The 17,251-nt window shown below is 73.4% G+C and carries 13 protein-coding genes; 8 read left to right on the top strand and 5 right to left on the bottom strand.

The genetic code is table 11. The features are described 5' to 3' along the window. The first annotated feature begins 81 nt into the window (after positions 1–81). The 4 genes from O7598_RS23095 (at position 82) to ilvC (ending at position 6,235) form a co-directional block, all read left to right on the top strand. Entirely contained in the window at positions 82–2,517 is a 2,436-nt protein-coding gene (locus tag O7598_RS23095) for a putative bifunctional diguanylate cyclase/phosphodiesterase (RefSeq protein WP_269693375.1), read from the top strand. A gap of 145 nt (positions 2,518–2,662) precedes the next feature. Then, a complete protein-coding gene (locus O7598_RS23090; protein ID WP_269693374.1) occupies positions 2,663–4,585 on the top strand; it encodes an acetolactate synthase large subunit in 1,923 nt (640 codons plus the stop codon). A 62-nt stretch (positions 4,586–4,647) separates the two neighbouring features. Further along, a complete protein-coding gene (gene ilvN, locus O7598_RS23085; RefSeq protein ID WP_269693373.1) occupies positions 4,648–5,163 on the top strand; it encodes an acetolactate synthase small subunit in 516 nt (171 codons plus the stop codon). Between the two features lie 58 nt (positions 5,164–5,221). Further along, complete coding sequence (ilvC, locus tag O7598_RS23080; RefSeq protein WP_269693372.1) at positions 5,222–6,235, top strand: ketol-acid reductoisomerase; 1,014 nt, start codon at positions 5,222–5,224, stop codon at positions 6,233–6,235. 64 nt (positions 6,236–6,299) lie between these two features. Here the strand turns inward: ilvC and O7598_RS23075 are convergent, their stop codons facing one another. Beyond that, positions 6,300–7,985, bottom strand: coding sequence for a tetratricopeptide repeat protein (locus tag O7598_RS23075; protein WP_269693371.1), 1,686 nt, complete (start codon positions 7,983–7,985; stop codon positions 6,300–6,302). 267 nt (positions 7,986–8,252) lie between these two features. Between O7598_RS23075 and serA the strand changes: the two genes are divergently transcribed. Next, positions 8,253–9,851 (top strand): phosphoglycerate dehydrogenase, encoded by a 1,599-nt coding sequence (gene serA, locus O7598_RS23070; RefSeq protein ID WP_269693370.1) that lies wholly within the window; start codon positions 8,253–8,255, stop codon positions 9,849–9,851. An 87-nt stretch (positions 9,852–9,938) separates the two neighbouring features. Here the strand turns inward: serA and O7598_RS23065 are convergent, their stop codons facing one another. After that, positions 9,939–10,295 (bottom strand): hypothetical protein, encoded by a 357-nt coding sequence (locus O7598_RS23065; protein WP_269693369.1) that lies wholly within the window; start codon positions 10,293–10,295, stop codon positions 9,939–9,941. 334 nt (positions 10,296–10,629) lie between these two features. Next, positions 10,630–11,502 carry an FAD:protein FMN transferase gene (locus O7598_RS23060; RefSeq protein ID WP_269693368.1) on the bottom strand — a complete coding sequence of 291 codons (873 nt, stop codon included), beginning with the start codon at positions 11,500–11,502 and terminating at the stop codon, positions 10,630–10,632. A gap of 220 nt (positions 11,503–11,722) precedes the next feature. Between O7598_RS23060 and O7598_RS23055 the strand changes: the two genes are divergently transcribed. Both O7598_RS23055 and O7598_RS23050 read left to right on the top strand, forming a co-directional pair. After that, positions 11,723–12,754: a 3-isopropylmalate dehydrogenase gene (locus O7598_RS23055; RefSeq protein ID WP_269693367.1), complete on the top strand. Its 1,032-nt coding sequence runs from the start codon at positions 11,723–11,725 to the stop codon at positions 12,752–12,754. A 175-nt stretch (positions 12,755–12,929) separates the two neighbouring features. Further along, positions 12,930–14,027 carry a branched-chain amino acid aminotransferase gene (locus tag O7598_RS23050; RefSeq protein ID WP_269693366.1) on the top strand — a complete coding sequence of 366 codons (1,098 nt, stop codon included), beginning with the start codon at positions 12,930–12,932 and terminating at the stop codon, positions 14,025–14,027. A 56-nt stretch (positions 14,028–14,083) separates the two neighbouring features. On the opposite strand, the gene O7598_RS23045 is transcribed toward O7598_RS23050, so the two are convergent. Continuing rightward, entirely contained in the window at positions 14,084–14,815 is a 732-nt protein-coding gene (locus O7598_RS23045; RefSeq protein WP_442929887.1) for a tyrosine-protein phosphatase, read from the bottom strand. 65 nt (positions 14,816–14,880) lie between these two features. Next, positions 14,881–15,345, bottom strand: a complete 465-nt coding sequence (locus O7598_RS23040) for a PRC-barrel domain-containing protein (protein ID WP_269693364.1) — start codon at positions 15,343–15,345, stop codon at positions 14,881–14,883. Between the two features lie 285 nt (positions 15,346–15,630). Between O7598_RS23040 and cimA the strand changes: the two genes are divergently transcribed. Beyond that, entirely contained in the window at positions 15,631–17,247 is a 1,617-nt protein-coding gene (cimA, locus tag O7598_RS23035) for a citramalate synthase (protein ID WP_269693363.1), read from the top strand. The last annotated feature ends 4 nt before the right edge of the window (positions 17,248–17,251 follow it).

Genomic DNA, 17,251 nt, shown 5'->3' with positions numbered 1-17,251 from the left:
CGTCCCCGGCCGTGCACCCTGTGTCCCAACAGTTGCACACCCGGTGCCCCACGGAGGGCGCGAATCCGGCAGAGTTGACGCGTGCAGTCGTCCCCGGGGATGGTCGCCGTCGCCGCGCTGAGCGGGTTGGCCGCGGCGGGTGCCGTCGTGCTGCTCGCCGGGTCGGCCCGTCGCCGCGCCTGCCCCCGGCGGCAGGCCCACGTGCTGCTGGCCGTGGCCGGCACGGTCGCCCTGGTCGGCCTGCTCCTCGGTCTGGTCGGCCTGCTGGCCGCCGGCGACCACTGGGCGCACCGGCAGGGCCAGCGCACCGGCTGGGCCACGCTCGTCACGGCGTGCACCACGCTGGCCGGGCTCGGGCTCGGCGCCGCGCTGCTCCGGCTGCCCGGCGCGGCCGCGACCCGGGCCGCCACCGCCCGGCTGCTCCTCGACGGCGTCATCATGGCCACCGCGCTCTGGTTCGTCGGCTGGGTGGCGTTCAGCGAGCCGACCCGCCTGCTCGGCGGGGCCACGCCGGTGGGCTGCCTGCCCATCCTGCTGGCCACCGTCACTGCGGCGCTCACCGCCGGGTTGACGCTGATCCTGGTGCTGCGGGCGGCCCCGCCGCGCGGCTGGCTGGCCCTGCTGGGCGCCGGGGCGATCGCGGTGACCGTCGGCGGGCTGGGGGTGTCGGGCGGGCTCTGCCAGGGCGGTCCCGGCGTGCTCGCGGTCGGCGCCGTGGTGACCGCCGCCGGCCTGCTCGCCGTCGCCGTCGCCGGGCGCCGGGCCGACGCGACGCGGTTCGACGTCGACCTCATCCGCCGCGACGGCGAGTACGCCTTCGTGCCGATGTTCGCCATCGCCGCCTCCGCGATGTACCACCTCACCCAGGGCGGCCGGTTCGACGGCTACGGCATCGTGGCCGGCAGCGTCGAGGGCTTCGCGCTGGTGGCCCGGCAATATCTGGCCCTCAACGACGTGCGGGGCTACGCCGTCCGGCTGGCCGAGCGGGAGGCGCACTTCCGCGAGCTGGCGCACACCGACCCGCTCACCGGCCTGGCCAACCGGCGCGGCCTGCTGCGCGCCCTGCAACGGTGCGCCGAGACCGGCGTCCCCTGCGTGCTGCTCGGGCTGGATCTGGACGGCTTCAAGAACGTCAACGACATGCGCGGGCACGACGTCGGCGACGCCGTGCTGGCCGAGGTGGGCCGGCGACTGCGCGGCAACCTGCGCCCGGGTGATCTCGCCGCCCGGCTGGGCGGCGACGAGTTCGCGGTGCTGATGCACGGGTCGGCCGAGCCCGGCCCGGTGGCCGATCGCCTGCTCGGGGTGCTCGGCCGCCCGTACGAGGAGGCGGACGGGCCGGTCTTCCTCTCGGTCAGCATCGGGGTGGCCGGCAGCCACGGCAACCACGACGTCGAGCTGCTGCTGCGCAATGCCGACCTGGCGCTGCGCTACGCCAAGCAGCGCGGCAAGAACCGGATCGAGCGCTACGACGCAACGTACGACCAGTTGCTCAGCCGGCGGACCCGGCTGGAGCACGAGTTGCGCGGCGCGATCGAGCGGGACGAGCTGCGGCTGGTCTTCCAGCCGGTGGCCTCGCTGCCCTCGGTCCGGCCGGTCGGCGCCGAGGCGCTGCTGCGTTGGCACCACCCGGAGCTGGGCAACGTCCGGCCGGACGAGTTCATCCCGCTCGCCGAGGAGTGCGGGATGATCGCCAAGCTCGGCGCGTGGGTGCTGCACCAGGCCTGCTACCAGCTCTCCCGGTGGTTGGCCGACGGGCACGACGTCTGGGTGTCGGTGAACGTGTCGCCGCGCGAGCTGCACGCCCCGGAATACGTGGTCCAGGTCGCCGACGCGCTGCGCGCGCACCACGTGCCGCCGCAGCGTCTGGTGCTGGAGGTGACCGAGCACGCGGTCGCCACCGACCTGGACGAGCTGATCCGGCGGCTGACCGCTTTGCGGCTGACCGGGGTGCGCATCGCGCTGGACGACTTCGGCGCCGGCTACTCCTCGCTGGGTCAGCTGCGCCGGCTGCCGATCGACATCCTGAAGATCGATCACGGTCTGGTCGCCGAGCACGAGCCGGTGCGGCCGGTCGGCCGGGAGGGCCCGGCGTTCGCGCCGATGGTGGACATCGTCATGCGCCTCGGCCACCAGTTCGGGCTGGAGGTGATCGCCGAGGGTGTCACCAACCCCACCGAGCTGGCCGCCGTGGTGGCCGCCGGTTGCCGTTTCGGCCAGGGCGCGCTCTTCGGCTGGGGGGTGCCGGCCGAGCACCTGGAGGCGATGCTGGAGGCGGCCACCTCGCCGGGCAACCGGCCCGCGCCGCTCCCGCCCGCGCCGCCGCCCCCGCCGGTGCGCACCCCGTCGCCGCTGCTGCCCCGGCTGCGTAACAACCCGCCCGCGCCACGCCCCCCGCTCGACGCGTCGTCGCAGCTCGCACCGGGTGCGGACGCGGTGCCGACGGCCGACACGCCCACGTCCGTGAACCAGAATGTGGGATCAGTTGACTCATCGCGTGAGATGCGTCAGGCTTAGCCACATGTCGTCGAACCGGTCGCTGCGAGTACTTACCTGAGCGCACTCTCCTCCTGAGAGTGCGCTGGCCCCGTGCATCCTGCACGTGGGCTTTTTTGTTGCCGTCGCCCGCGTCACCCACTCACAGCCGAAGGCCTGAACCGCCATGACGAGACCCACGCCAGAGACCCTCGCCCACTCCGCCCGGCGGGCCCGCCCGGGCGCCGGCGCGGCCGGCGACGCCGACCACGCTCCCGCCCCCCGCCCGGGCACCGCCCCGGCCGGCAACCGGGCCGTCCCGGCCGGCGCGGACACCACCGCCACGCCCGTACGGCAGTCCGCCACCGCGCAGGTCTCCGGCGCCGGCTCGCTGGTGCGGTCGCTGGAGGCGCTCGGCGTCGACGTGGTCTTCGGCATCCCGGGTGGCGCGATCCTGCCCGCGTACGACCCGCTCTACGACTCCACGGTCCGGCACATCCTGGTCCGCCACGAGCAGGGCGCGGGGCACGCGGCCACCGGCTACGCACAGGCCACCGGCCGGGTCGGTGTCTGCATCGCCACCTCCGGCCCGGGCGCGACGAACCTGGTCACCCCGATCGCCGACGCCTACATGGACTCGGTCCCGATGGTGGCGATCACCGGCCAGGTGGCCCGGCCGTCGATCGGCACGGACGCCTTCCAGGAGGCCGACATCCAGGGCATCACGCTGCCGATCACCAAGCACAACTTCCTGGTGCAGACCGCCGACGAGATCCCCCGCGTGCTGGCCGAGGCGTTCCACCTGGCCTCGACCGGCCGGCCCGGCCCGGTGCTCGTCGACATCCCCAAGGACGTCCTCCAGGCGCCTGCCACCTTCGCCTGGCCGCCCACGCTGGACCTGCCCGGCTACCGGCCCACCCTGCACCCGCACGGCAAGCAGATCCGCGAGGCGGCGCGGCTGATGACCGCGGCCCGCCGTCCGGTGCTCTACGTCGGCGGCGGCGTGCTCAAGGCCGGCGCCACCGAGGGGCTGCGCCGGCTGGCCGAGCAGACCGGGATCCCGGTGGTCACCACGCTGATGGCGCTCGGCGCGTTCCCCGACTCGCACCGCCAGCACCTGGGCATGCCCGGCATGCACGGCACCGTCGCCGCGGTCTACGGCCTGCAGAAGGCCGACCTGATCGTGGCGCTCGGCGCCCGCTTCGACGACCGGGTGACCGGCAAGCTGGACTCGTTCGCGCCGGACGCCACAGTGGTGCACGCCGACATCGACCCGGCGGAGATCGGCAAGAACCGGCACGCCGACGTCCCGATCGTGGGCGACGCACGGCATGTGATCGACGAGTTGATCGCGGCGGTGACCGCCGAGCAGGCCGCGCACCCGACCGCCGACCTGGCCGACTGGTGGACCCAGCTCGACGACCTGCGTGCGCGGTACCCGCTCGGCTTCGAGGAGCCGTCCGACGGCACGCTCTCCCCGCAGCACGTGATCAAGCGGCTGGGCGAGATCGCCGGGCCGGACGCGATCTACGTGGCCGGCGTCGGCCAGCACCAGATGTGGGCCAGCCAGTTCATCTCGTACGAGAAGCCGAACACCTGGCTCAACTCCGGCGGCCTGGGCACCATGGGCTACGCCGTGCCGGCCGCGATGGGCGCGAAGGTCGGCAAGCCGGACACCACGGTGTGGGCGGTGGACGGTGACGGATGCTTCCAGATGACCAACCAGGAGCTGGCCACCTGCGCGCTGGAGGGCATCCCGATCAAGGTCGCCGTGATCAACAACGGCAACCTGGGCATGGTCCGGCAGTGGCAGACCCTGTTCTACGGGGAGCGCTACTCCAACACCGAGCTGGGCACGCACAAGCACCGCATCCCCGACTTCGTCAAGCTGGCCGAGGCGCTCGGCTGCATCGGGCTGCGCTGCGAGAACGCCGAGGACGTGGACAAGACCATCGAGGCGGCCATGGCGATCACCGACGCGCCGGTGGTCATCGACTTCGTGGTCGGCAAGGACGCGATGGTCTGGCCGATGGTGGCCGCCGGCACCAGCAACGACGAGATCATGTTCGCCCGGGGTGTCCGCCCCGCGTTCGACGAGGACGATATCTAGGTCATGAACGAATGCACCGAGCGCAGCGAGGGCCATGAGGGCATGACGAGGAAGGCACAGCAATGACCTTGCACACGCTGTCCGTGCTGGTGGAGAACAAGCCGGGCGTGCTGGCCCGGGTCTCCGGGCTGTTCTCCCGGCGCGGGTTCAACATCGACAGCCTCGCCGTGGGCGAGACCGAGAACCCCGACGTCTCCCGCATCACCATCGTGGTCAACGCGGAGTCCTCGCCGCTGGAGCAGGTGACCAAGCAGCTGAACAAGCTGGTCAACGTACTCAAGATCGTCGAGCTGGACCCGCAGGTCTCGGTGGCCCGGGAGCTGCTGCTGGTGAAGGTCCGGGCGGACCGCAGCGCCCGCGCCCAGGTGCTGGAGACGGTCGGCCTGTTCCGCGCGCGGGTGGTCGACGTCGCACCGGACACGCTGACCGTCGAGGCCACCGGCACGCCGGACAAGCTCGACGCGCTGCTGCGTGACCTGGAGCCGTTCGGCATCAAGGAGATGGTCCAGTCCGGCACGGTGGCCATCGGGCGGGGCTCCCGCGCCATCACCGCCGGCCCGGCGCTGCGCGCCGCCTGATCCGTACCCACCAGTTTTTCGACGGGCCGACGGGCACCGCCGTAGGAAAGGGAAGTCAATGAGCGTTGAGGTTTTCTACGACGACGACGCCGACCTGGGCCTGATCCAGGGACGCACGGTCGCCGTGATCGGTTACGGCAGCCAGGGCCACGCGCACGCGCTGTCGCTGCGCGACTCGGGCGTCGACGTGGTGATCGGCCTGCCCGCCGGCTCGAAGAGCCGGCCCAAGGCCGAGGAGCAGGGCCTGCGGGTGCTCAGCCCGGCGGAGGCGGCGGCCGAGGCCGACGTGATCATGATCCTGGCGCCGGACACCGCCCAGCGCGCGCTCTACACCGACGCCATCGCGCCGAACCTGGCGCCCGGCAAGGCAATCTTCTTCGGGCACGGCTTCAACATCCGGTACGGCCTGATCAAGCCGCCGGCCGAGGTGGACGTGGCGATGGTCGCCCCGAAGGGCCCCGGTCACCTGGTCCGTCGCCAGTACGTCGACGGCAAGGGCGTGCCGTGCCTGGTCGCCGTCGAGCAGGACGCCAGCGGCAACGCGTTCGGTCTCGCCCTGGCGTACGCCAAGGCGATCGGCGGCACCCGGGCCGGCGCGATCAGGACGACGTTCACCGAGGAGACCGAGACCGACCTCTTCGGCGAGCAGGCGGTGCTCTGCGGCGGCGCGGCGGCGCTGGTGCAGACCGGTTTCGAGGTGCTCACCGAGGCCGGCTACGCCCCCGAGGTGGCCTACTTCGAGTGCCTGCACGAGCTGAAGCTCATCGTCGACCTGATGTACGAGGGCGGCATCGCCCGGATGCGCTACAGCATCTCCGACACCGCCGAGTACGGCGACCTGTCCCGCGGCCCCCGCGTCGTCGACTCGCGGGTCAAGGACGAGATGCGCAAGATCCTCGGTGAGATCCAGTCCGGCGAGTTCGCCCGCGAGTGGGTGGCCGAGGACGAGGCCGGCCGGCCCAACTTCGCCAAGTGGCGGGCCGAGGGCGCGGCGCACCCGATCGAGGAGACCGGGCAGAAGCTGCGCGCCATGATGAGCTGGGTGGACCGCCCGATCACCGAGACCGCCTGATCCGACACACCGGGTGGCCCGCGGCCTGACGCTCTCCCCGGCGTCGGTCGCGGGCCGCGGTCCGTCACGCCGGATCCGGGCGGGCGGCGTCGACCGACTCCTCGACGGCCCTGATCTCGTCCCGGATCCGCTCCGCCTCGGCCGTCCGGTCGAGGCTCCGCAGGGTGCGGCCGAGGTTGCGCAGCGGCGTGAGAAGCTCGGCCCGGTCGATCCGGTCCGGGTCGGCCCGCAGCAGGTCGAGGCACTCCCGGTAGATCCCCACCGCATCGTCCAGCCGGTCGAGGGCGTGCGTCCGGTTGCCCAGGTTGCACAGCGCCTCCGCCAAACCCAGCCGGTGCGTCACCGGGTCGGTGGCGAACAGCTCCCAGCGTACGGCCACGCACTCGCGCAGCAGCTCGGCCGAACCGCGCGGGTCACCGGTCAGGTGCACGGCCCGGGCGAGCGTGAAGAGGCACCGCCCGAGCAGATCCCGGTGCGCCGGGTCGCCGCCGGCCAGCGACCGGGCCAGCTCGACCGCCTCCCGCCCGGCCGCCAGCCCGTCCCCGCCGGTAGCTGTCCCGGCCGGCAGCTCCAACACGGCCAGCTCGCAGCGCAGCAGCAGGGCGTGGGCCAGCCGGGGGCGCCAGACCTCCGGAAGCCGCGCGGTGTGCTCGCGGAAGAGCGGGACGGTCTCCGCCAGCAATCCGTCGGCCGCCGTCCGGTCTCCCGCCGCGATCCGCAGGTCGATCAGTTCGGACAGGGCGCCGGCCAGCATGCCGTCGTGGTCGTCCCGGGCGAGCTCCGCCGCCTCGGTGAGATGCGCGGTCGCCTCGTCCCGCCGGCCGGCCCCGGCCGTCAGGCGGCCCAGCACGAGCAGCCCGTGAGCCAGCGCGGCGCGCGCGTCCGGGGTACCCGCCTCTACCGTCGCCCGTTGCTGGCCGACGGCCTGCTCCGCCAGCCGCACAGCGGTCTCCGGGTCGCCCAGCTGCGCCCGGCACTCCGCCTCGATCAGCATGACCCGGGCCAGCATCGGTCGCCCGTCCCGGGGCCGGAACCGGCTCCAGAGCTCCGCGTCGATGCGGGCCTCTTCGATCACGTCGAGGGCTTCCTGCGCCGGGCCGGTGACCGTCAGGCCGTGGGCGAGATCCATTGCGGCCATCGTTCCGACGGGCAGCCACTTGGACCGACCGTAGAGGGAAAGGTCGCGGTGGAGTTTCCACGCCTGTCGTCGGGCGACGTTCGCCTCCTCCGGCCGGTCCAGCAGCTCCTGGCAGTTCCCGACGACCAGCAGTGCCTGGGCCAGCCGCATCCGCTCCGGCGGGCTCAGCCGTCCGCAGCGTTCCCAGGTCGCCTGCGCCCGCAGCGCCAGCGCGCGCGCCTCCTGCACCTCCCCGCGACGGTGGAGGTTCGCCGCGAGGAGCCCGCGGGCGGTGGCGAGCACCGCCAGCGCCGACCGGTCGTCGGTGTCCTCGACGTACCCGACGGCCTCCCGGAGCTGGTCGATCGCGGCGGGGGTGGTGTCCGGAGCGTCGGCCCGTGCCGTCAGGGCCCGGGCCAGGGCGACCCGGTGCCGGCCCGGCCGCTCGGCGGCCAGCCGCCGGCAGAGGGTCAACGCCTCCTCGGCCGCCGCCGTGCGTCGGACCGGCGAACCCGGCAGCGTGTTCACCCTGTGGGACCGGGTGACCAAGACCTCGGCCAGCCTCGGTCCCCACAGGTGCGGACCCAGTCGGGCGAGCGGTCGCAGCAACGCGATCCGGACCACGAGCGACATCAGCGGTTCCCTCCCCGTGCGGGTGTTGGTTCCGTTGTACGGGGGCATCGCCAGTCGGCGCGCACGTGAACGGCGGATGACGGGCGTGCGACGGGCCTGTGTGAGGGCGCTCACCCAGGAGTCCGGGACCCGGAGAGCGGACCGCCCCCTACCATCCTTGGTGTGGTGCCCCGGCGCACCCGACGGCCATGGCACGGATCGGCGCAGGGCGCAGCGCGGCGTCCCGACGCCCCAGGCCGAACCGACACCGAGCGTCTACGAGGACCGATGAATCCTGTCGTACTGATCGCCGAAGAACTCGCCCCCGCCGCCATCGAGGTGCTCGCCCACGACTTCGACGTGCGCCACGTGGACGGCACCGACCGCCCGGCCCTGCTCTCCGCCCTCTCCGAGGCCGACGCGGTGATCGTACGCAGCGCCACCCAGATCGACGCCGAGGCGATCGCGGCGGCGCCCCGCCTGAAGGTGGTCGCCCGTGCCGGCGTCGGCCTGGACAACGTCGAGGTGCCCGCCGCCACCGCCCGGGGCGTCATGGTGGTCAACGCTCCCACCTCCAACATCGTGTCCGCCGCGGAGCAGGCCGTCGCGCTGCTGCTCGCGGTGGCCCGCAACACCGCCAGCGCCAGCGCCGCGCTGAAGGCCGGCGAGTGGAAGCGGTCCAAGTACACCGGCGTGGAGCTGCAGGGCAAGACCGTCGGCGTGGTCGGCCTCGGCCGCATCGGCGTGCTGTTCGCGTCTCGCATCGCCGCGTTCGGCACCCGGCTGATCGCGTACGACCCGTACATCCAGCCGGCCCGCGCCGCGCAGCTCGGCGTGCGTCTGGTCGGGTTGGAGGAGTTGCTGCGGGAGAGCGACTTCATCTCGATCCACCTGCCGAAGACGCCGGAGACCGTCGGCCTGATCGGCGAGAAGGAGCTGGCGGTCGTCAAGCCGGGCGTCCGGATCGTCAACGCCGCCCGGGGCGGCCTGGTCGACGAGCAGGCGCTCGCGGACGCGATCGCCGAGGGCCGGGTCGCCGGCGCCGGCATCGACGTCTACGCGAAGGAGCCGTGCACCTCGTCGCCGCTGTTCGCGTTCGACAACGTGGTGGCCACCCCGCACCTGGGCGCCTCCACGAACGAGGCGCAGGACAAGGCCGGCCTCGCGGTGGCGAAGAGCGTCAAGCTCGCACTCCAGGGCGAGTTCGTGCCGGACGCGGTGAACGTGCAGGCCGGCGGTGTGGTCGCCGAGGACGTCCGTCCGCTGCTGCCGCTGGCGGAGAAGCTGGGCCGGGCCTTCACCGCCCTGGCCGGTGGGGTGGCCGCCAGCGTCACCGTCGAGGTGCGCGGCGAGATCGCCGGCCACGACGTGTCGGTGCTGAAGCTCGCCGCCACCAAGGGCCTGTTCAGCTCCGTGGTGGAGGAGCAGGTCACCTACGTCAACGCGCCGCACCTGGCCGCCGAGCGGGGCGTCGAGGTCACCCTGGCGACGCCGGCCGAGACCGTCGACCACCCGAACCTGGTGACGGTGCGTGGCGCGCTGCCGGACGGGCGGACCGTCCGGGTCTCCGGCACGGTGGCCCACACCGGCGCCCGCGACGTGCTCAAGCTGACCGAGGTGGACGGCTTCGACGTGGAGATCGGCGCGGAGGGCATCCTGGTCTTCCTGCGCTACGTCGACCGGCCCGGCGTGGTCGGTACGGTCGGCACGCTGCTCGGCGAGGCCGGCGTCAACATCGCCGCCATGCAGGTGGCCCGGCGGGAGGCCGGCGGCGAGACGCTGATGACGCTCACCGTCGACCAGGCGCTCGGCGCCGACCTGCTCACCTCCGCGGCCGATTCGATCGGCGCGGTCGCGGCCAGCGCGGCCGACCTGCGCGACGAGTAGTCCGAACAGGACGATCGGGGCCCGGCCGGTCACGGCCGGGCCCTTCGTCGTGTGCTGCCGGATGGGGGACCGAGGTGACCGCGCCGGTCAGGAGCGGACGCGGGCCGGCGGCGGGTAGACCGAGCCGTCCTGCGCGTCGAAGAGCATCAGGTCGTGCTCGCCGGCCAGCCGCTCGATGTCCAGCAGGACCTGGTCCGGGCACGTGGGATGCAGGTTCATCTCGACGTGGTCGGCGGCCGCGTGCAGCGGCGCCACCTCCCACGGGGTGCCCGGCCGGGCCGGACGGTCGGGATAGCTCGCCGTGATCGCCCGGTAGAAGCCGACCACCCGGGGGTCGGGGTGCTGCTCGCCGTGCCACCCCTCGCGGCACTGCCGCACCGCCGCCCGCACCTGCTCCGGTGTCGCCCCGTTCGACAGGGCCCACACGCTCAGATCGAAACTCACGGCGGACAGCGTGCCATCCCGACCGGCCCACGTCACTTCTGCCCCACCTCGGGGATTCACCTGCTGATTGTTGACACGGTGGCGATGGGTCCGCTGTGGAGACTCTTGCGTCGAGTTGCGTCGATTCGCTAGCGTACCGGTGCGGTGCACGGCTGAGTCGATTTCCCGGCCCGTCTTCGGGTGGCGTGGTCGGGCGTCCGACCTGTCGGCCCGCACCCCTCGATTGCGCGAGCCACGCGCACTCGTCGCTGACCGGCCCCCACGGTCGTTGCCGAGACCGCGGGGGCCGATCGCGGCCCACGCCCCGGATGCGAGAGCGGGGCGTCGCCGCGCGTCAGCGGCGGTGGTGCGCGAAGAGCGCGCGGTAGTCCGAACCGTCGCGGAACCAGGCCAGGCCGGCCGGGCCGGCGGCGTAGAGCGCGGTGGCGTAGGCGTCGGCGACGGCCAGGTCCGGGCCGACCACGGTGGCGGCCACCAGCCGGTCGGTCGGCTCGCCGGTGTGCGGGTCGACGACGTGCCCGCGCCGCCCGGTGACCCCGGAGGTGCCCACCGCGCCGGCTGTCATCTCCAGCACCAGCGGGCTCCGGCGCGCCTCGGTGGGGTGGTGCACCGCGACCCGCCACGGGCCGCCGTGCGCGGCGTGTCCGCGTACCGTCAGGTCGGCGCCGCTGAGCACGGCGTAGTCGTGGATGCCGGCGGCGCGCAACCGCGCCGCGGCCCGCTCCACCGCCCAGCCGCCGAGCAGGCCGCCCGGGTCGAAGCCGCCCGGCACCGCCCACGCGTCGAACCACCCGTCGGTCGCCGCCCGCATCGCGGCGCAGCGGTCGACCAGGTCGGCCAGCGGTGGGTACGAGTCGGGGCTGATCTCGTCGCGGCGCAGTCGCGACACCAGGCTGTCCGGCTGGTTGGGGCCGTAGGTGAGGTCGACGGCGCGAAGTTCGGCCACGGCGTCCCGGAGCGCCTCGCCGACGCCCCGGTGGCCGAACCAGTCGGGCGCGTTGAGCAGCAACGTGTACTCGGCGGTGGAGGTGCTCACGGTGTGCCGGACGCTGATCCGGTCGTAGACGGCGGTGGAGTCCCGCTCCACCCGGTGGCTGCGGGCACCGAGGCGCAGGTCGGGGCGGGTCTGGCGGAACGCGGACTGGTCGACCCAGCGGGTCCGGGGTTGCTCGTCCGCCCAGTGCGTCCGCCGCTGGTCGATCCGCATGACACCCGCCCCCTCGCTGGCCGCCGCCGCGTCGCGGCGATGCCGGTCCCCGGGCCCCCGTCGACCCGGTCGTCTCGACCATAGGCAGTGGAGATGACCGCGCCATGAATGCCGGCTGGGAGCCTCCTGTGCGTCGCGCTTCCCGCATTCTGGAAGACTCGTACCGGGAGGCGGGACGGCGACGTACCGTTGCGCAGAACGACGAGGTGAGGAGCGCCAGGTGGCACGCATCGCGGTGGTGGCCGGCGACGGCATCGGTCCCGAGGTGGTGGGGCAGGCCCGCAAGGTCCTCGACGCGGTGCTGCCCGGGATCGAGGCCACCGGGTACGACCTGGGCGCGGCGCGCTGGCACCGCACCGGCGAGGTGCTGCCCGACTCCGTCCTCGACGAGTTGGCCGGCCACGACGCCATCCTGCTCGGGGCGGTCGGCGACCCGACCGTGCCGCCGGGCGTGCTGGAGCGCGGCCTGCTGCTCAAGCTCCGGTTCGCCTTCGACCAGTACGTCAACCTCCGCCCGTCCCGGCTCTGGCCCGGCGTGACCGGCCCGCTGGCCGCGGTGAAGCCCGGCGAGGTGGACCTCGTGGTGGTCCGCGAGGGCACCGAGGGGCTGTACGCGGGCGCCGGCGGCAGCCTGCACCGGGGCACCCCGGCCGAGGTGGCCACGGAGGAGAGCCTGAACACCCGGCACGGCGTGGAGCGGGTGATCCGCGACGCGTTCGCCCGGGCCGGCCGCCGGGAGCGGCGCAAGGTGACGCTGGTGCACAAGACCAACGTGCTCACCCACGCCGGCTCGCTCTGGTCCCGGGCCTTCGCCGAGGTGGCCGCCGAGCACCCGGACGTGACCACGGAATACCAGCACGTCGACGCCGCGGCGATGTTCCTGGTGACCAACCCGTCCCGCTACGACGTCGTGGTCACCGACAACCTCTTCGGCGACATCCTCACCGACATCGCCGCGGCGGTGACCGGTGGCATCGGGCTGGCCGCCAGCGGTTGCATCAACCCGGAGGGGCGCTACCCGTCGATGTTCGAGCCGGTGCACGGCTCCGCGCCGGACATCGCCGGCAAGGGCGTCGCCGACCCGGTGGCCGCCGTGCTCTCCGCCGCGCTGCTGCTCGACCAGCTCGGCCACGCCGAGGCCGCCGCGCGGGTCACCGCCGCCGTGGCCGCCGAGCTGGCCGGGCGTACGCCCGGGGCGCCGTTGCGCACCGAGGAGGTCGGCGACCGCCTCGCCGCCCACGCCGTAGCCTGACCCGGGCCGGCTTCCCTGGCCCGGTCACGGGCCGCCAGACCCGTTCCCGGGCCCGTCTCCACCGCCGGCGCGGGGGCGGAGCTATCCGCTGAACGACCGTTCGGGGTAAGTTTCTGGCACCAGTGACGTCGGCGTGCGATCCCGCATGCCGTGGGACCGCAGGGAGGTCAGCGCGATGAGCGGTGGTGACAAGCTCGATTTCGAGATCCGTCCGAATCCCGCGCCGGTATCCGCCGCCGACCGGGCCGCCCTGCTGGCGAACCCGGGCTTCGGTCGGGTGTTCACCGACCACATGGTCACCGTCCGCTACGCCGAGGGCAAGGGCTGGTACGACGCCCGGGTCGAGGCGCGCGCGCCGATCCCGATGGACCCGGCGGCGGCGGTGCTGCACTACGCGCAGGAGATCTTCGAGGGCTTGAAGGCGTACCGCACCGGCGACGGGTCGGTCACCATGTTCCGGCCGGAGGCCAACGCGGCCCGGTTCGTGGCGTCCGCCCGGCGGCTGGCCATGCCGGAGCTGCCGCCGGAGACGTTCGTGGACTCGCTGCGCAAGCTGGTCGAGATCGACCGGGAGTGGATCCCGGAGCACGAGGACGCCAGCCTCTACCTGCGTCCGTTCATGTTCGCCAGCGAGGTCTTCCTCGGGGTGCGCCCGGCCAACGAATACCTCTACTGCGTCATCGCGTCGCCGGCCGGCGCCTACTTCGCCGGCGGGGTGAAGCCGGTGACGGTCTGGGTCTCCCCGGACTACACGCGGGCGGCGCCCGGCGGCACCGGCGCGGCCAAGTGCGGCGGCAACTACGCCGCCTCGCTGGCCGCCCAGGCCGAGGCGATCGAGGCCGGCTGCGACCAGGTGGTCTTCCTGGACGCGGTGGAGCGGCGCTACGTCGACGAGCTGGGCGGCATGAACGTCTTCTTCGTCTACGACGACGGCACGCTGGTCACGCCGCCGCTGGGCGGCACGATCCTGCCGGGCATCACCCGCGACGCGGTGCTGACCCTGGCCGCCGAGGCCGGGCACGAGGTGCGGGAGCAGCCGGTCAGCTTCGCCGACTGGCAGGCGGACGCGGCCAGCGGGCGGCTGCGTGAGGTGTTCGCCTGCGGCACCGCCGCCGTGGTCACCCCGATCGGCGGCGTGAAGTTCCCGGACGGCGAGTTCCTGATCGGCGGCGGCGCGCCGGGCGAGACCACGATGGCACTGCGCCAGAAGCTGGTCGACATCCAGCGCGGTCGCGCCGAGGACCGCCACGGCTGGGTGACAAACGTTCTCTGAACGGCTCGACCGGCGCGGCCGGCCCCGTCCGTCGAGGAGGGGGCCGGCCGCGCCGCTCATTCGAGCAGGTGGGCGCGGAGCGCGTCGAGCTGCTCGGCGGTGACGCCGGCGTGGGTCAGGTAGCCCTCGACCGAGCCGTGGCCGGCGCGCAACTCCGCGAGGAACAGCTCCATCGCCTCGGCGGGGGAGGCCAGGAACGGCGCCGGCGGCTCCTCGGCGTCCGGCAGGGTGGCCCGCACCCAGGCGCTGAACCGCTCGGACGCGGCGGTGCTCAACGCGTAGTCGGCGACGATGTCGTCGTCCGGCACGCCGAGCACGGCCAGCGTGAGCGCGCAGACGATGCCGGTGCGGTCCTTGCCGGCGACGCAGTGCACCACCACCGGTGCGTTGGCGCTGTCGGCGATCAGGCCGACCGCCTCGGCCAGCCCGGCCGTGCCGGTGCGGGCCAGGTCGGCGTAGCGGTCGGCGAGGTAGCGGGCCAGGCTGACGCCGGACGACGAGTATTGCCGGGCGGCCCAGTCCTCGTGCTCGGGGTGGATGTGCCGGTAGGCCAGCCCGTCATAGGCGGGCACCCGGCCGTCGCGTTCCACCTCGGTGGGACGGCGCAGGTCGATCACCGTGCGGATGCCGAGCGCGGTGAACGCCGCCCGGTCGGTCTCGTCGATGCGGTGCAGCGAGTCGGAGCGGTAGAGCCGGCGGCGTCGGACGGCGCGCCCGTCGCGGGCGCGGTAGCCGCCGACGTCGCGGAAGTTGAACAACGCGGGGAAGGGTGTCTCCGGGGCGTCCACAGCTGACACGGTAACGGCCGGCGGCGGCATCGGTGTGCCCCCGCCGGCCGTGGCCGGTGCTGGTGTCAGATCCGGGTCGGGCCGTCCGGCGGCAGCGCGGAGTGGTTCTCGCCGTAGTAGCCGCCGAGCTTGTCCCGGTAGGCCGGGTCGGTGTGGTTGGCCTCGTCGTACTCCGGGGCCGCCTTGATCTGGTCCTTGTCCCGGTCGACGAAGACCTTCTGGGCGTCGTGGTCGACGTGGTTGACGGTGCCGGCCGGCAGCATGACCTTCTTGCCGAAGATCCACGGGCCGGTGTCGACGACCAGGTAGCTGTCGTCGACCTCGTGGCTCGCCTTGTCGATCTTGCCGATGCTGCCGTCGCTGGCCTCGACCTTGTAGCCGGTGAGGTCCGCGCTGGCCACGCCGGCCTCGTCCCGGTAACGCCACGGGTCGAACGCGCCGGCGGGCGCGCCGCCCGCGTAGGCGCCCTGGCCGCCGTCGGCGACCGGGTCGGTGGTGCCGTGCGTGGTGTGCGGGTCCAGCCTGTCCATAGGGGTGACTCCTGTCCCGGCGGGTGCGCCGTCGTGGGGAGTGAATGTGTCGTTGCTGCGCCGGTTCATACCCGTTGGCCGACTTTTCAATCTCGCACCAGCGTCCCGGAATGTGGATTGAGCCTCCCACCCAGCGGCGGAAGTGGCAGAGTACCGGTCGTGACCAGCTCCGTCCTGATCATTAGCAGCTAGCGCGCCGGCCTTCCCCCTCGCCGAGCGCGCAGACCTCCCGCATCCGCGGGGGGTCTTTTTGTTGCTCTCCCCAGGCACGAGAAGAGGACTCCGATGACCTTCCAGGTGTACGACACGACGCTGCGCGACGGCGCCCAGCGCGAAGGGCTCAGCTACTCGGTGGTCGACAAGCTGGCGGTGGCCCGCCTGCTCGACGACCTCGGGGTCGGCTTCATCGAGGGTGGCTGGCCGGGCGCGGTGCCCAAGGACACCGAGTTCTTCCGCCGCGCCCGCACCGAGTTGGCGCTGCGGCACGCGGTCCTGGTCGCGTTCGGCGCCACCCGCAAGGCGGGTCGGGCGGTCGAGGACGACCCCCAGGTGCGCGCGCTTCTCGACGCGGGGACCTCGGCCGTGGCGTTGGTGGCGAAGGCGGACCTGCGGCACGTGGAGCGGGCGCTGCGCACCACCGCCGAGGAGAACCTGGCGATGGTCCGCGACACCGTGGCGTACCTGGTGGCGCAGGGGAGGCGCGTCTTCGTCGACGGGGAGCACACCTTCGACGGCTTCCGCCACGACCCCGGCTACACCGCAGCCGTGGTGCAGGCCGCGCTGGCCGCCGGCGCCGAGCGGTTCGTGCTCTGCGACACCAACGGCGGCATGCTGCCGTCCCAGGTCACCGCCGCGATCGAGGACCTGGTCGCGCGCACCGGGACCGCGCCGGAGCGGCTCGGCATGCACGCCCAGAACGACACCGCCTGCGCGGTGGCGAACACCATCGCCGCGGTCGAGGCCGGCGTCCGGCACGTGCAGGGCACCGCCAACGGGTACGGCGAGCGCCCCGGCAACGCGGATCTGTTCGCGATCGTCGCCAACCTCCAGCTCAAGCTCGGCATGCCCGTCCTACCGGAGGGCTGCCTGGAACAGATGGTGCGGGTCTCGCACGCCATCGCCGAGATCGCCAACATCGCCCCCGACACCCACCAGGCCTACGTCGGGGCCGCCTCCTTCGCCCACAAGGCGGGGCTGCACGCGAGCGCGATCAAGGTCGACCCGTTGCTCTACAACCACGTGGACCCCGCCGTGGTGGGCAACGACATGCGGATCCTGGTGACCGAGATGGCCGGCCGGGCCAGCATCGAGCTCAAGAGCCGCGAGCTGGGTCTGGACCTGGCCGGCCATCCGGACGCGCTGTCCCGGGTCACCGGCCGGGTCAAGGAGCTGGAGGCCGGTGGCTGGTCGTTCGAGGCCGCCGACGCGTCGTTCGAGCTGTTGGTCCGCTCGGAGCTGCCGGACGCGGCCCCGGCCCGGCCGTTCGCGCTCGAGTCGTACCGGGTGCTCGTCGAGCACCGCGAGGACGGCGCGGTGGTCTCCGAGGCGACCGTCAAGATCCGGGTACGCGGGGAGCGGGTGATCGCCACCGCCGAGGGAAACGGCCCGGTCAACGCGCTCGACGAGGCGCTGCGGGTCGGGCTGGCCCGCCACTACCCGGAGCTGCGCGAGTTCGAGCTGGCCGACTACAAGGTCCGCATCCTGGAGGGCAGCCACGGCACCGGCGCGGTGACCCGGGTGCTGGTGGAGACCGCCGGCGCCGGCCGGGACTGGACCACCGTCGGCGTGCACCCCAACGTGGTGGAGGCGAGCTGGCACGCACTTGTCGACGCGCTCACCTACGGCCTCGACAAGGCGGGGGCCGCGCTCAACGCCTCCGGTAGAGGAAGGGGCCCCGCCTGACACC

Origin of the sequence: Micromonospora sp. WMMC241 (assembly GCF_027460165.1) — a bacterium.
In the GTDB taxonomy this organism is placed as follows: domain Bacteria; phylum Actinomycetota; class Actinomycetes; order Mycobacteriales; family Micromonosporaceae; genus Micromonospora; species Micromonospora humi.
The sequence above is the reverse complement of the archived record's forward strand: the minus strand, read 5'-3'. Positions and strand labels throughout refer to the sequence as shown.